The organism is Paenibacillus sp. PDC88 (genome assembly GCF_900106725.1).
In the GTDB taxonomy this organism is placed as follows: domain Bacteria; phylum Bacillota; class Bacilli; order Paenibacillales; family Paenibacillaceae; genus Paenibacillus; species Paenibacillus shunpengii.
Genome location: NZ_FNNT01000001.1, coordinates 1,190,508 through 1,204,955, shown reverse-complemented (window position 1 = coordinate 1,204,955; position 14,448 = coordinate 1,190,508). Strand labels below are relative to the sequence as shown.

Genomic DNA, 14,448 nt, shown 5'->3' with positions numbered 1-14,448 from the left:
AGTCAGGAGGCGACTTACTGCAAATGAATCATTTTATTATTACAGGAACATCAAGAGGTATAGGTGAGCAAGTTTCCAGGATGCTTCTTGATGAAGAAAACTTTGTATATGGTATATCCAGAGGAGACGCTGCTAGTTTAATGGAGTACGAGAACTACAATCATTACAATTATGATTTAAGTGACGTATCTGGAATTGAAAATCTGTTAAGCATAATTCTCAATCAAATTAACTTAAACAATAAGGCAATGATATGTCTCATTAATAACGCGGTAATGCTAGAACCTTTGAAACCAATAGGACTATGTAATGCAGAAGAAATTAATAAGAATCTACAAGTAAGTTTGGTAGCTCCGATGGTATTAACAGCTTGCTTTATTAAACTAACAGAGCATGAGCAGATTAGACGAAAGATTATTAATATCTCCTCTAGCTCAGGAGTATATCCAGCGCCAGCAATGAGTGTGTATTGTACAGCCAAGGCTGGAATCAATATGTTCACTCAGTGTATCGGAGCAGAACAATTGAAACGGGAAAATCCAATAGAAATTATTGCTGTTGATCCTGGGCTGGTTGAGACGGATCTGCAGAAAGTAGCCAGAGAAAAGAATGATCAAGACTTTGAAATGGCGAAATTCTTTAAACAAGCACATCAAACAGGGCAATTACAATCAACAGAAGAACTTGGAAAGCATTTATTAAATATTATTGATAAGCAATTTGAATCAGGGGAATTATTAAAATACTCTGATGGATAAATCGGAGAAGTCGGTCTAAACCATTCGCAGATTCATATACACATCTCGGTTACGTAGACACCACGACGTCAACAAATTTCTTAAGTGAAGATAAGGAGAAATTAATGAATGACAGATATACTCACTAAAGAAACAAATCTTCTTTACTATAAAAGGTATAAAAATAAGGCAACAGCTACTGACTATCTGAAGTGGGCTAATTCCTTAGCTGAAGCTGACGTTGATTCAATCACTTTATACAAGATATTATCAATGAATTGTAATGAAAGCTTGTTTAGTTTCGAAGAATATTTTAATAAATTTGTACTTGAAATAGAAATGAGTATTCCTATTTATGAGGAGTGTGCTCGAACATATTTGTATTACCTTTGTCAGGAAATATTAAGTGATTCAAGGAATGCTTATATTAACCTTGTTTCTGAACTGGATTACCCAGAAGATTTGATAACTTGGGTGAACATTAGTGAAGATATTGACCGAATAATATATGATGATCAGTATCATAAACCAAATAAAGTAGAAGTAAGACAGCAAATCATATTAGAAGCAAAGAAACATTTAGCTAAAGTTGACGCAATAGTTGGTTGAAATCGCAAAAATTATATATTTTGTGAGGTATGTACTGTGAGACTAGAATATAAAATCAATGAATACTGTGGTGTCAAGGAAGTAGAGGAAGTGTTTAGTAAATCCGGGATCAGGAGACCAGTTGGAGATGGTGATCGAATTCAGAGAATGCTTGATAATGCTGATGAAGTTATTTCGGTAAGAGATGAAGGAAAACTTATTGGATTCTTAAGAGCTATAACTGACTATTCTTATTGCTGCTACATATCAGATATTGCTGTAGATAAAGACTATCAAGGACAAGGAATCGGTAAAGAACTTATAAGAATACTAAGGGAAAGATTAGGAGAAGAAGAAATTCAATATATTTTAACTTCAGCTCCTAGAGCTGTAGGATTTTACGAGAAGATTGGGTTTGAGAGAGCAGATAAGGCATTTGTGATTAAGCGAAAGAATGATTGAATATTTTGAAAAAACTTATGGGAGTTCATATGTGGGGGAGATCAATGATGAAAAGAATTAATGTAGTTTATTCTCTTATTTTAGACGAGACAAAGACACACATATTAATGGTGAAGAATAAAGACAACAATCGGTGGTCTCTTCCTGGTGGAGCAGTTGAAGAGGGTGAATATTTAGATGAAGCAGCAGTCAGGGAAGCAAAGGAAGATACGGGGTTTGACATAAACGTTCACGGTATTGTTGCGGTCAATGAAGCGAAAATAAGCCATAGTAACGAACATGCGTTATTTATTACGTTTAATGCAGAGATTGTTGGAGGAAATAAAAAGATCATAAGACCTGATGAAATAATGGATATCCAATGGATTAGTCTTGAAGAATCTAACAGATTGATGCCCTATTATAAACAAGGTTTAAGTGGACTAGTACAAAAGAACTCTGAAGTAACTTATTTCAATGAAGGCATTGTGTGAGAAATAATCAGATATATCTACAGAGAGGAGATCTCAATGAATTTTCCAATTATAGTGTTAGATCTAGATGGCACCCTCCTCAACTCCAAAAAAGAAATATCAAAGCGAAACTATAATGCGATTATGAATTGCTCGAATATGGGGATGAAATTTATTTTTGCAACAGCACGTCCTCCAAGAGCAGTCAGGTCGTTTATAAGTGAGGACATGCTCAACTTAGGTTCTTTTATTTATTACAATGGAGCCTACATTGATTGTAAGCATACAGGGATTAATAAGTACATATCAATTGAATCTGAAGTTACAGCAGAGCTCTTAGATTATTGTCTTCATTGTAATCCGGATCTCGACTTAAGTTTAGAAGTAAAAGATGAATGGATGACTTTGATGGAATATGATTATTCTGCTGTGATACAAGTGAAAGATAAACCTAGCGTAAAACCATTGGAAGAACTTAGACGGCTTGATACGAAGAGTCGTGCGATTCCTGAGAAATTAGGTTTTAAACGTGAAGGGGAGTTAAGAGATTACGAATATATCAATGGAAGATTTATAGATAGGACAATTTATGGATTGAAAGCGGATGAATGGAGAACGGAGTATAGTTTTTTCTGCAAAGACATTCGAAGTTATTGTTGAGTTAAGTCAACGAACAGGAGAAACGTTAGGTGCCTTTTCCTCAAGAATATGAACTAATGAAACTTTTTGAATCAGAGCATATAAATTATGTAGAACCATATGGGGAACACGGAGTCATCAATGAGGCTACATCAATGAACATAATAAATCGATGAAAGGATGGATTGAGCTATGGAACTTAGATTATTCGATAGAAATGATCTCTTGCTATGTGTAAGTACGTTTATAAGTGTTTTTAATCAAGAGCCGTGGAATGATGAATGGTCATCAGATACTGCATATCAATACTTGACCGATTTCACGAATACTCCTGGATTTATCGGTGTTGTTGCTGTAGATGGGGAAGAAATCATAGGCTTTATTTTTGGTGCTACTAAGCATTGGTGGAGTGGAAAAGAGTTTTTCATCAACGAAATGTGTGTCAGTGTACAGAAGCAGAAATCGGGTGTAGGATCAGCACTTATGAGATTCTTAATAGAGAAGCTTGAGTCTGACGAGGTAGGTAATATAACGTTGTTAACGGATCGAGGTATTCCTGCTGAAGCATTTTATAAAAAGATTGGTTTTGCAGAGATCGATAGACTGGTGTTCTTGAATAAGAACTTGAATTAAGAGAATCAATGAAAACATATCATTGTCTAATACAGTATTCAATTGTTCAAACTGGGTGAGCCGCAGTACCTGGTCACCGAACGCTTATCAGCCGCTGAATGCGGTTTTTTTTGTTATACGGTGTCAAGTTATGTTAGTACATTGCAGGAAATTACTAGTAAGTATGGAATATGGAAGGTTGTGTGCTTTAAGCACAATCTGGGAAAATCATGATTGCGAGTTGATATTTTGACAATAGTCGGACCTTCAATAGAGAAGGTCCCGTGGATATATTATTTTTCACATGCAATAAAATCTTTATCTCGATCGCTTTTCTTATTCGCTTCATATAACTCTTTGGATACGAAGGGCTTATATTTGGTTTTCCCGCCTTTGTTCTTAATAGAAGCTGATTTGGCTACTCCGCCTTTATAGACTTTGTTTAACTCAGTACAGTTTTTGTAAGTAATCACCTCAGGTTTGGCAGCGGCAGAACTAACGGATCCAATAAATAGAGTGGATACCAGCAAAAAAGCGAACGTTTTTTTCAAATGAAAACCCTCCTGCGATATATAAAGTGTGAAACATAGTGGATTGTATAAAAATGTAATAAACAAACTTATGAGCTAATTATGTACAAAAATGATCGGAAAGTCGAGCTAAACCTACACAGCTTATGATATTAGGAAGAGTGTGAGAATGAAGAAGACACTAAATTACATTAAGGAGAATATATAAATGCACATAGAAACCGCAAGATTAAATATTCGTGAGTTCATCATGAATGATTGGATTGAAGTACATAAGTATGCATCCAGCCCTCAGGTAACTGAGCATACGTTGTGGGGACCCAATAGTGAAGAGGAGACGAAGTCGTATGTAAGTCATCAAATTGCATTGCAACAATTAAATGAGCGAACAGATTATGAATTTGCTGTCATTCTAAAAGAAACAAACCAATTAATAGGTGGCTGTGGAATTTATATCAGAGAGAAAAATGCAGAGATCGGTTACTGTTTTAATTCCAAATATTGGGGCAATGGCTATGCTAGCGAAGCATCTAAAGTGTTATTGAAACTAGCATTTGAGAACTTCAATATACATAGAGTCTTTGCAACTTGTCGACCAGAGAATACGGGATCAGAAAAGGTATTGCGAAAAATAGGAATGAAAATGGAAGGTCACTTAAGGGAGCATATATGGGCTAAAGGAAAATTCCATGATTCCTATTTGTTTTCTATTTTAGAGAATGAATATAAAGAGAGGGTTGAACCATTTGGCAGCCGAAGTAACTCATAAAATATATACGATGTGCATGATACAGGATGGATCGAAGGTATTATTAATGAATAGACCTGATAAGCTTGGATTTCCAGGATATATAGCCCCCGGGGGAAAGGTGGATTTTCCAGAGAGTATAGTTAATGGTGCAATTCGAGAAGTGCGTGAAGAGACCGGATTAATCGTTAAAGACATCATATACAAAGGTCTCGATGAATTCTGTGAACCGGATAAAGGCTTAAGATATATGGTGTTCAATTATCTGGCGACTTCTTTTGAGGGGGAGCTGCTTGATCATCCGCCAGAAGGGGAGTTACGGTGGGTAGAGATTGAAGATGTACCTAAGTTACCTATGCAAGATTGGTTTAAACGAAGGTTTCCATTGTTCTTTGCAGAGGGTACTTTTGAAATGAATTTTATATGGAATGAGAAAAGCAATTTAACGTTAGATAAGACAATCAAGAATTATGGTATTGGCGTTAAAAGTTAAGGAATAAGGTGAACTAAATGAATGATCTCCAACAGCTAGTTCCAAAACATAAACATGATTTAGAGGTCATTGATAAGTTGAAAGAACTTGATCCCAGTGAAATGGATGTTAGTTCAATTATGGATGATTTATTTGAATGGCTGCAGGATATTAATTGGCCTGTTGCACAAGAATTATGTACGGTGCTTCCAAGATTCAAAGCGGATGATCTGAATGCGGATCTCCATAACGAAGTAAGAGAAGATCTGCTGAGAATCATTCAGAATCCAACACCGAGCGAAATATTAAGCGAAATTAACGAGGGCGCTAAAGAGATTTATGAAAGTTTATTCTAAAGGAAGGGAGAAATAAAGAGTTATGCAATCCTTTCGCTACTATTTAATGACAGAAGTATACGCTGCGTCCATTGCTGAATGGACATATAAAGAATCTTACTCTTTCTATAACATGGATGGCAGCGAGGAAACGATCTCGGAGTTAATGAATGGTGAATATTATTACGTATTAAATAGTGATAATGAGCTGTGTGGATTTATTTGTATTGGAGAATCAGCCCGTGTATCGGGAGGTTATGAAATAGGAATTTACAATGATGATAAATGTTTAGACCTTGGGCTGGGATTAGCTCCTTCACGCACGGGGATGGGTAATGGTGCAAACTTCTTGGAAGCTTCTATCAAGTTTATTATAGAGGAATATCAAATATCTAAGATTCAACTTGTTGTGGCTACATTTAACGAACGGGCAATTAAAGTCTATGAACGGGTTGGATTTGTAAAGTCTCAATGTTTCAAAAGTCGAGTAGGAGAAGAAAAAATTGATTTTGTATTGATGAAATTAAAGGCAAACAATGAAGTGCCAGACATACATAAACGCATGTGAAATATGACTATAAAGTCGAATATAAATAATGTTTCTGAGCTGCTTATTATATTAGTGTTTATTTCATCAATCGAGAACGACAGGTCGAAGATCACAATAAACGAGAGGATCGGGAAATGAAAATATCGGATATGTCTTTGGATCGTATCACTTTGGATGATAAAGATTTACTAACCCGCATTCTATTCCGTGGAATTGAGGATGATGGCGAGAACGGCGATGTTATTTTTGTATTTGGCAGTGTGTCGGCCAGTAAATATCGAGTTCCACACGCAGTTAATTTATATAATTCTGGACGTTCCTCAAAGATATTAATGTCTGGTGGAGCACTCGAGGTGCCCGAAGCCATATTAATGAAGAATAGAGCCATCGAGCTCGGGGTACCTGAACAAGATATTATCGTTGAGACCCTATCCAAGAACACGATAGATAATGTCTTGAAATCCAGAGAAGTACTGGATCCGTATTTCGGATTAAATCATATAAAAAGAATTCTGATCGTCACTACTTTTTATCATATCCGACGCTGCTACTTAACATTGAAGACCTATTTGCCTGAACATATTGAGTACTCATTATGTCCTGCTCAAGATAAGAGCACGAGACCTACGAACTGGTGGGAAAGTCAGCAAGGTACTCAAAGAGTAATGAAAGAAGTGGAAGGGCTTATCTATTACACGAAAAATGGTAAGATACAAGATTTCGAAGTTTAACTCAACAAAAGTACGTATACAAAAACTGCGAGAGTAGGCGTGGAAAATGATTTATCGGAGGAAGACGTATATTGTTGCTAATTCAATCGTAGATGAGTTTAATTCGTTATTCAATGATATCTTGTTGCCTGCTCAACAGAAGTATGGAGCTAGACTGATTGGGAGATGGCAAACCACATTGAATGAAGATACTAGTGAGATCTTCGCCATGTGGGAATATGATTCGTTAGAGCAATATGATGAGATTGAGAGCAAGATTAAGTCCGACGAGGAACATATCAGCAAGGTTCAACAACGATTTGATGCCATTGGAAGAGATAAGCTTAAGGAAGAATTGCAGGAGATTAAACAGGAGTTCTTCACAACAACAGTAGACAGGGAACGGACCATTTTAAAGACTTTATTATAGGTGAAGGTGGTAACAAACGATGAATTATAGAATCAGACCAATTGAAGCAGAAGATGTTACATTTTTATGGGATATGTTGTACGAATCACTGTTTGTTCCAGAGGGGCAGGAGCCGTTCAGCAGAGAAATGATCAATGACCCACACCTTTCGAAGTATGTAGAAGGCTGGGGACGGGATGGAGATTTTGGATTCATAGCAATGGATGAACAAGACAAGCCGGTTGGATCAATAACAGCCCGATACTTTCATGAGAGTAATAAAGGCTTTGGGTATGTCGATAATGACGTGCCGGAGCTCGGAATGGCGATCTTAGAAGAATACAGAGGAATCGGAATTGGAAGCGCTTTGATGAATGAACTCTTTAAAGAAGCCAGGAAGAAGAACATTGAAAGAATCTCATTAAGTGTAGATCCACACAATGAAGCAGCAATGAAACTTTACCAGCGATTTTGCTTCGAAGAGACAGGTAAGGTAGGCACATCCATAACCATGGTTGCTAAAATAAATAAGTAATCTCAAAAATGAAGGAGTAGCGTCATGCACCCACCAAAGCATATTGTTTCGGCAGCTGCCGTTGTAGTCAATGATAATAACGAAATATTACTGATCAGAGGACCAAGAAGAGGCTGGGAAATGCCTGGAGGACAAGTAGAGATAGGAGAATCTTTGAGTCAGGCCGCAATACGAGAGACGAAGGAAGAATCAGGAATAGACATTGAAATTATTAAATTTTGCGGGATATTTCAGAATGTTGGGAACTCGATTTGTAATACACTATTTTTAGCAAAGCCCATCGGAGGCGAATTAACATGTTCACCGGAGAGCCTGGAATGTGGATTTTTCCCCATTGAAGAAGCGTTAGAGAAAGTACAATGGAAAGATTTTAGAAAAAGAATAGAGTATTGTTTGAAGCCCGAAACGCAGCCTTTTTGTATTGAATTTATGGATAATAACAATATTTGAACAATCCCCCCGCCTGACAATAATTTCAATATAGAGAATCAAACTTATTCGCAGCTTCAATCGTTATAGAGTTGATTCGTCAGTGAGATGATTGTCTAGAGAGGGAGAGAAAATGAAAACAACACAACGAGAACGAGGTACAAAGCTAACTTGGTTGCTATTTGCAGTTTATATTTTGCTGTTAACCTGGATTATCGTATTCAAAATGGCATTCTCAGCACAGGATTTACCTGAGATCAGAAACATTAACCTGGTTCCATTTGGCGAGTCGGTCATCGTTAACAATGAATTAGATATACAAGAGCTGCTATATAACATGATTGCTTTTGTTCCTGTTGGGATATATCTAAGCATGCTGACGAAATGGTCATTTCTCAAAAGAGCAGCGACTATTGCAGCTATAAGTCTGGTATATGAACTGCTTCAATATATGTTTGCCATTGGTGCAAGTGACATAACGGATCTTATCAACAATACGCTTGGTGGTGTTATTGGAATTGGGCTGTATCATTTACTGCTAAAGCTAGTCCGGACGAAGTTCAGAGCTGACAAGATTATTAACATCCTTGCGGCTGTTGGAACGATTGGCTTGATATTATTTATGAGTTTGATTTTTATAGTGAATGGTTTTTAGAAGGATGAGGCTCTCAGGCCTAATTGAACCTTACAGGAACAATTAGAACTCGAGAGCCCATGCTTTATGGGGATCACTTGGAAGTAAAAGTGGTTTTTTAAGTAGGTTTCGATTGAACAAAATTTACAATTATTATATGATTTAGAATGCTGATGGAAATTGAAAGGGCTATAGAAATAACAGAAGAAGGCGAGGAAGCATATGGGTTCAAGGATCATGCACTTGATTATTGCCAATCGAATTGCAGAGAGTTTGTCCATGGAAGACCGGACGCTCTTCAAGATTCATAGATTATAAAGGATTTTTACATAAATATAGCTCACAGGCGGAGCAACAGTATATATTAGGATATTTTACACTTCTAATTGCGGATGATATCTGGCTCAGAGGATTTAACCTCTCATGGTTGAAAAACAGAATGGAAGCGGATCCAGATTTATACCCTATATATCATAAAGACTTTCAAACATTGAACGGGAAATTGTTAGAACACTATGGATTTACAAATATACTGAAGGAAATGCTCAGTGATGTTCCTGCCGTTATGGATTTGGAAGAGGTGAAGTCCAAGGACGTTGAACTTTTCCTCCCTTATGTACTAGGTGATATGGAATACGACAAAGACGAAGTCAACAAACAGCAGCTTCAAGTATTCACGTTTGTTCAAATCTTGGGTTATATCGAAACATCGGTGGATATGGGATTACTTCATTTAAAGCCAATGCTTGATGTGGTCTAATTTTAACCCCACAGAAAAGATGCTGCGTGCTAAATAAAATAAATACTAACAATGAGTAAAGGGGCTGCACAATGTCCGAATATTATTGGGATACTCAAATCGAATACCTTAGAAATACGCGATGGCTGTACTACAACGATGACTATCTAGAATTTCTAGTGCAAAAAGTGTGGAACATTCATAAGCCTGTAAATGTGGTAGATTACGGCTGCGGATATGGCTACCTCGGTTTAAAGCTGCTGCCTTTATTGCCAGAAGGATCAACGTATACGGGGATAGATAAAGGCCAGGATTTGATTGATGAAGCAAAAGAATTATTCTCTCGCTTACCGTATACAACAGAATTTATCGTAGCTGATCTTGAAGAACAGTCCGTAGATGGCAAGTATGATATTGCGATGAGTCACGCCTTTTTGTTACATATCGCTGAACCATCTATTATTCTTCAGAGGATGATCGATAGCGTAGTAAATTCGGGCAGGGTTATATGCTTTGAGCCTCATTGGATTTCAAATATGTCGAACTATTATTTCGAAGGGCAGGAACAATCCGATATCATACAGCTGGGAATACTTCAAAAACTGTTTGAAGCAGACAGAAGAAGTAAGAGCAAAGACGGAAATATCGGCATGAGATTACCTGTACTTCTTAGCCAGCTAGGTTTACAGGACGTACAGTGCCGGGTCAGTGATCGGGTAAACTTTTTAGATCAGCACATGGATTTAACGATGAAGAATAAGCTCTTTGAAGCATTAAGTGCAGATGGACTAGGCCAAGATCCAGGTGATTACGAACAGGTTGAGATCAATCTGATAGAGAGAGGGTTGACAGCGGAAGAGACAAGAAGGCAGTACGATGCTGAACGGTTATTCTCCAAACAATTTAATGATCAATCCTGGTTAACCTACGCACCCAACATGAAGATTTCCTTCGGGATTGTTAATAGGTAGCAGCGTTGAACGCAAGAACAGATCAGAGGGCATGAACTCACATTTTACCTTAACAAATTGGAAGAAGTAAGAAATAGAACACTTAAGTATTTTAATTCCGTAAATGATGATTGGCTTCATCATGAGGAGCAATTCTGGTATGACAAACAAGCAAATTATTACTTTATGTGGTTCCACGTCTTTGAAGATGAAATCAATCATAGAGGACAAATCAGAATGATCAAAAAGAGAATGAAGGTATAACGATTAAGTTAGCTCAAGGTAATAAAAGGAGGCTTATCCATGGACGAATTACAAGGTATTCAGCGCCCGATCCATGCAGAACGAGTGAGTAAATGTGCTGCAGAATATGGCTTCACGGCTTCGTGTGATGATTTAACAGGCAGCTTCCTTCGGATGTTAGTCGCAAATCGCAGGCAGAGCACCATTTTGGAATTAGGAACAGGTGTAGGTCACTCTACAGCTTGGCTTCTTGATGGAATGGACCAGGACAGCAGGCTGTATTCTGTTGAGATGGATGAGCAATGCTCGAATATTGCGAGGGAAGTGCTGGGGGATGATCCTCGGTTACATCTATTTGCTCAGGATGGCGGCGAATACATAGAAGAACATAAATCCAAACAATATGATGTCATCTTCGCTGATACATGGCCAGGCAAGTTTTATCTGGTGGAAGAGGTGCTTGATATGGTCAAGCCTGGAGGAATGTATATTATTGATGATCTGAACCCGCAGCCGAATTGGCCTGAAGACCATGAGGATAAGGTATCCAAGTTAGTATCGTATCTGGAATCAAGAGAGGATTTCCATCTGTCTAAGCTCAATTGGTCCACGGGACTCATCTTGATGACGAAGAAGAGCTGACTAAGAGCAATCAATGACCTCGACCGATATTAAGTTATGTATAGTTAGAAGTTAATTCAGGCTGGAGGCGGAGCAGTATGGAGAATAAAGAAACCTTCAATTATATCGTTAGTGAATATGAGAGGTTCAGACCCGCTTATCCCAAAGAAATGTTCGATGATATTACTGATTATTCCGGTCTGAAACAAGGCCAAAGGATCTTAGAAATCGGCTGCGGAACAGGTCAAGCGACTGGAGGCTTCGTAGATAAAGGTTTTACGGACATCACCTGTGTTGAGCTTGGTGACCAACTAGCACAGTTTACTGCCGAGAAATTCAAAGGATATCCCTCAGTAAAAGTACTTCATACCGCGTTTGAGGATTGGAATGGAGAGGGTTCACCTTTTGACCTCGCGATTTCGGGAACGGCCTTTCATTTCATTGAGCCTGAATTCGGATATCGGAGAGTGTGGGAGCTGCTTAAACATAACGGTTCAATGGCTTTCTTCTGGACGGTACATATTCCGATGTACGATGACCTCCACCAGGAAATTCGTCTTCACTACCGCAGACTTGCTCCTCATTTGGATGACGCTGCGCTGCCTACTCCTGAGGAGATTATTGAAGACAGAAGAGTGATCACTGACAAGTCGGGGTTCTTTAAGAATCTGCGTGTAATAGAGTATAGGGAAATACATACACTCACCAGCTCCGCTTATGTATCCTTGCTGAATACAAACTCCAAGCACAGACAGCTTCCAAAATCAGTTAAAGATGAGTTGTTCCATCGAATCCAGGAGTCCGTTGACCGAGCAGGTGGTACAATTCATAAGGAGCATAGAGTTGCCTTATATTTAGCGGCAAAAGCTTAGCTGATTGTGAAAAGTATACAAGATGGTTTTTCTCAATTAAGGAGAGAAAGCCATCTTTTTTTTGCACTTCCGTATCTGAAGATCGATGCGAGATTCGTTCTAACCGTCAGTGCATTGGATCTTTGTTTCAGATTCATTTAAGCAACCCTTTATATACTCAGCCTTAGAATATATGTAAAGGGGACTTCTTATGAGAGCCGATCTGAAGCTTGGTCAAATACGGAAAAGAAAAGGGATGCTCATCTCCCTAATGATTCTAATCATCGTGGGGGTTATATTATATGGACTTGCTGATCGCTATCTTATTGAGCACGTTGAGGTTGTGGTCACGGATGAGACAGTGGAGTCTAATCAAGCAGCTGGTACAGCCGAGTCTAGCAATTCCTCTGCATCCACTACTGACGAAGAGTATGATGACTGGAATTATACGAGTAATGATATTCAGATTCAGATCGACCAGGTACAAACGGGTTCGGGTGAGGACCAGATTACTTACTATGTTGCCGATGTCTTACTTAAGAATGCGGAACTCTTACGCACAGCATTCGCGAATGACAGCTTTGGAACGAATATTATCGAGAATACCTCGGCTATTGCTTCAGGCAAAAATGCGATCTTCGCGATCAATGGAGACTACTATGGTTTTCGAAGCGATGGAGTCATTATTCGCAATGGAACGCTCTATCGAGACAGCCCGGTGAGAGATGCGATGGCATTGTTTGCGGATGGCTCCATGCAGACGTATAACGAGACCGAGGTTTCTTCCTCTGAGCTGCTGGCTGACGGGGCAGTCCATACGCTTTCCTTTGGACCGATTCTCATACAGGACGGTGAAATCACGGGAGATTTCAGTCATGTCAAGATTGACAGCAATTTCGGCAACCGTTCCATTCAGGCTGCGAACCCGCGGACAGCGATCGGTATGATTGAACCGAATCATTATGTTTTTGTCGTGGTGGATGGGCGAAATAAAGGCTACAGCCGCGGAATGACGCTGGACGAGCTTGCACAGCTAATGGATAACCTCGGTGCAACAGAGGCTTATAATCTGGACGGCGGCGGCTCCTCTACGATGGTATTCATGGGCAGGGTCGTGAACAATCCTCAAGGTAAAAATGAAGAACGCGGGGTCAGCGATATCTTGTATGTAGCGGAGGGAGAATGAGATGACCATTCTAATTCCAGCCTATGAACCGGATGACCGCTTGCTTGATTTGATTATTCAGCTTCTAAACTGTGAGCTTGGCCCAATTGTCGTTATCGACGATGGCAGCGGGCCGGCATACAGTAAGATTTTTACATTGGTAGAATCCCTAAGGTGTACCGTCCTCACGCATGAGGCCAATCTGGGTAAAGGACTCGCATTAAAAACAGGCTTTGCGCATATTCAGAGAGCCGGACTCCCGGGTCCCATCATTACGGCCGACAGTGACGGTCAGCATCTTCCACATGATATACAGCGGATATATGAAGCCGTGCAGAAGCAGACAGTACCTGGCATGGTGCTCGGCAGCCGGCGCTTCAGCGGCAAGGTACCTCTCCGAAGCCGGTTCGGGAATACGGTCACGAGAGCTGTTTTTAAACTGACGACAGGAAATAAAGTATACGATACACAGACGGGACTGCGCGGATTTCCCTTATCCATGCTGAGCTGGCTCTCAGATCTCCCTGGCGAGCGATTCGAATATGAGATGAACATGCTGCTGACCGCGAACACAGCAGGCTATCCCATTACGGAGGAATATATAGATACGGTTTATTTGGATGAAAATAAATCCTCTCACTTTCGACCTGTTGCCGATTCGCTGCGGATCTATTATCCGATTCTGCTGTTCAGCACTTCGTCGCTGATCTCTGCACTTCTTGATTTTGCATTATTGTTCATCGTTCATTATTTCAGCAGCAGTCTATTATTATCGGTGGTCGTTGCAAGGCTGTGCAGCTCTGTATTCAACTATTCTATGAATCGAAGATATGTGTTCACGGGAGGCCATACGAAGAGAGTTTATCAATCCTTTCCCAAGTACTTTGCACTTGTCCTGCTCATATTGCTGCTGAATTATGGACTATTGTACTTTTACAATGAGAAATTAATCATTCCGCTGCTTGCTGCGAAGATACTGACGGAGGCATCCATCTTTGTGTTCAGCTACTGGGCACAGCGCAGGTTCGTCTATTAAT

21 protein-coding genes and 2 pseudogenes are annotated in these 14,448 nt (G+C 39.3%); 22 read left to right on the top strand and 1 reads right to left on the bottom strand.

Annotation, left to right across the window (positions count from 1 at the left end; genetic code table 11):
• Positions 1-23 precede the first annotated feature (23 nt).
• The 6 genes from BLW49_RS05830 to BLW49_RS05805 all read left to right on the top strand — a co-directional run bounded on the left by BLW49_RS05830 (position 24) and on the right by BLW49_RS05805 (position 3,511).
• Positions 24-758, top strand: coding sequence for an SDR family NAD(P)-dependent oxidoreductase (locus BLW49_RS05830; protein WP_256209595.1), 735 nt, complete (start codon positions 24-26; stop codon positions 756-758).
• A gap of 108 nt (positions 759-866) precedes the next feature.
• Entirely contained in the window at positions 867-1,346 is a 480-nt protein-coding gene (locus BLW49_RS05825) for a hypothetical protein (RefSeq protein ID WP_090723635.1), read from the top strand.
• 36 nt (positions 1,347-1,382) lie between these two features.
• On the top strand, positions 1,383-1,787 hold the full coding sequence (locus tag BLW49_RS05820; RefSeq protein WP_090723633.1) for a GNAT family N-acetyltransferase: 405 nt from the start codon (positions 1,383-1,385) through the stop codon (positions 1,785-1,787).
• A gap of 44 nt (positions 1,788-1,831) precedes the next feature.
• On the top strand, positions 1,832-2,260 hold the full coding sequence (locus BLW49_RS05815) for an NUDIX hydrolase (RefSeq protein WP_371264523.1): 429 nt from the start codon (positions 1,832-1,834) through the stop codon (positions 2,258-2,260).
• 36 nt (positions 2,261-2,296) lie between these two features.
• Positions 2,297-2,899, top strand: a complete 603-nt coding sequence (locus BLW49_RS05810; RefSeq protein ID WP_090723629.1) for an HAD hydrolase family protein — start codon at positions 2,297-2,299, stop codon at positions 2,897-2,899.
• A gap of 171 nt (positions 2,900-3,070) precedes the next feature.
• Positions 3,071-3,511: a GNAT family N-acetyltransferase gene (locus BLW49_RS05805; RefSeq protein WP_090723628.1), complete on the top strand. Its 441-nt coding sequence runs from the start codon at positions 3,071-3,073 to the stop codon at positions 3,509-3,511.
• A gap of 272 nt (positions 3,512-3,783) precedes the next feature.
• Here BLW49_RS05805 and BLW49_RS05800 read toward each other — a convergent pair whose 3' ends face one another.
• A complete protein-coding gene (locus BLW49_RS05800; protein WP_047912038.1) occupies positions 3,784-4,041 on the bottom strand; it encodes an excalibur calcium-binding domain-containing protein in 258 nt (85 codons plus the stop codon).
• Between the two features lie 187 nt (positions 4,042-4,228).
• Here BLW49_RS05800 and BLW49_RS05795 point away from each other — a divergent pair, with 187 nt between their 5' ends.
• From BLW49_RS05795 to BLW49_RS05720, 16 genes and pseudogenes are all read left to right on the top strand, one after another.
• Positions 4,229-4,789: a GNAT family N-acetyltransferase gene (locus tag BLW49_RS05795; RefSeq protein ID WP_090723626.1), complete on the top strand. Its 561-nt coding sequence runs from the start codon at positions 4,229-4,231 to the stop codon at positions 4,787-4,789.
• A complete protein-coding gene (locus tag BLW49_RS05790) occupies positions 4,767-5,261 on the top strand; it encodes an 8-oxo-dGTP diphosphatase (RefSeq protein ID WP_371264522.1) in 495 nt (164 codons plus the stop codon). The genes BLW49_RS05795 and BLW49_RS05790 overlap by 23 nt, the downstream gene beginning before the upstream one ends.
• 17 nt (positions 5,262-5,278) lie before the next feature.
• Positions 5,279-5,596 (top strand): DUF5071 domain-containing protein, encoded by a 318-nt coding sequence (locus BLW49_RS05785; protein WP_090723623.1) that lies wholly within the window; start codon positions 5,279-5,281, stop codon positions 5,594-5,596.
• A gap of 22 nt (positions 5,597-5,618) precedes the next feature.
• Positions 5,619-6,143 (top strand): GNAT family N-acetyltransferase, encoded by a 525-nt coding sequence (locus BLW49_RS05780; RefSeq protein ID WP_090723620.1) that lies wholly within the window; start codon positions 5,619-5,621, stop codon positions 6,141-6,143.
• Between the two features lie 116 nt (positions 6,144-6,259).
• Complete coding sequence (locus BLW49_RS05775; protein WP_090723618.1) at positions 6,260-6,856, top strand: YdcF family protein; 597 nt, start codon at positions 6,260-6,262, stop codon at positions 6,854-6,856.
• Positions 6,857-6,902: 46 nt separating this feature from the next.
• Positions 6,903-7,265 (top strand): NIPSNAP family protein, encoded by a 363-nt coding sequence (locus BLW49_RS05770; protein ID WP_090723617.1) that lies wholly within the window; start codon positions 6,903-6,905, stop codon positions 7,263-7,265.
• Between the two features lie 19 nt (positions 7,266-7,284).
• Positions 7,285-7,779, top strand: a complete 495-nt coding sequence (locus BLW49_RS05765; protein ID WP_090723615.1) for a GNAT family N-acetyltransferase — start codon at positions 7,285-7,287, stop codon at positions 7,777-7,779.
• A gap of 24 nt (positions 7,780-7,803) precedes the next feature.
• Positions 7,804-8,229 carry an NUDIX hydrolase gene (locus tag BLW49_RS05760; protein WP_076311859.1) on the top strand — a complete coding sequence of 142 codons (426 nt, stop codon included), beginning with the start codon at positions 7,804-7,806 and terminating at the stop codon, positions 8,227-8,229.
• Between the two features lie 112 nt (positions 8,230-8,341).
• Positions 8,342-8,863, top strand: a complete 522-nt coding sequence (locus BLW49_RS05755; RefSeq protein ID WP_090723614.1) for a VanZ family protein — start codon at positions 8,342-8,344, stop codon at positions 8,861-8,863.
• A gap of 201 nt (positions 8,864-9,064) precedes the next feature.
• Positions 9,065-9,602 (top strand): annotated as a pseudogene (locus BLW49_RS05750) (hydrolase).
• Positions 9,603-9,673: 71 nt separating this feature from the next.
• Complete coding sequence (locus tag BLW49_RS05745; protein ID WP_090723612.1) at positions 9,674-10,552, top strand: class I SAM-dependent methyltransferase; 879 nt, start codon at positions 9,674-9,676, stop codon at positions 10,550-10,552.
• Positions 10,553-10,564: 12 nt separating this feature from the next.
• Positions 10,565-10,795, top strand: a pseudogene (locus tag BLW49_RS29100) (integrase); the annotation flags it as partial.
• A gap of 39 nt (positions 10,796-10,834) precedes the next feature.
• Positions 10,835-11,416 (top strand): O-methyltransferase, encoded by a 582-nt coding sequence (locus BLW49_RS05735; RefSeq protein ID WP_090723610.1) that lies wholly within the window; start codon positions 10,835-10,837, stop codon positions 11,414-11,416.
• Positions 11,417-11,493: 77 nt separating this feature from the next.
• Positions 11,494-12,267, top strand: a complete 774-nt coding sequence (locus BLW49_RS05730; RefSeq protein ID WP_090723608.1) for a class I SAM-dependent methyltransferase — start codon at positions 11,494-11,496, stop codon at positions 12,265-12,267.
• 190 nt (positions 12,268-12,457) lie between these two features.
• Complete coding sequence (locus tag BLW49_RS05725) at positions 12,458-13,432, top strand: phosphodiester glycosidase family protein (protein WP_090723607.1); 975 nt, start codon at positions 12,458-12,460, stop codon at positions 13,430-13,432.
• A 1-nt stretch (position 13,433) separates the two neighbouring features.
• On the top strand, positions 13,434-14,447 hold the full coding sequence (locus BLW49_RS05720; RefSeq protein ID WP_090723605.1) for a GtrA family protein: 1,014 nt from the start codon (positions 13,434-13,436) through the stop codon (positions 14,445-14,447).
• The last annotated feature ends 1 nt before the right edge of the window (position 14,448 follow it).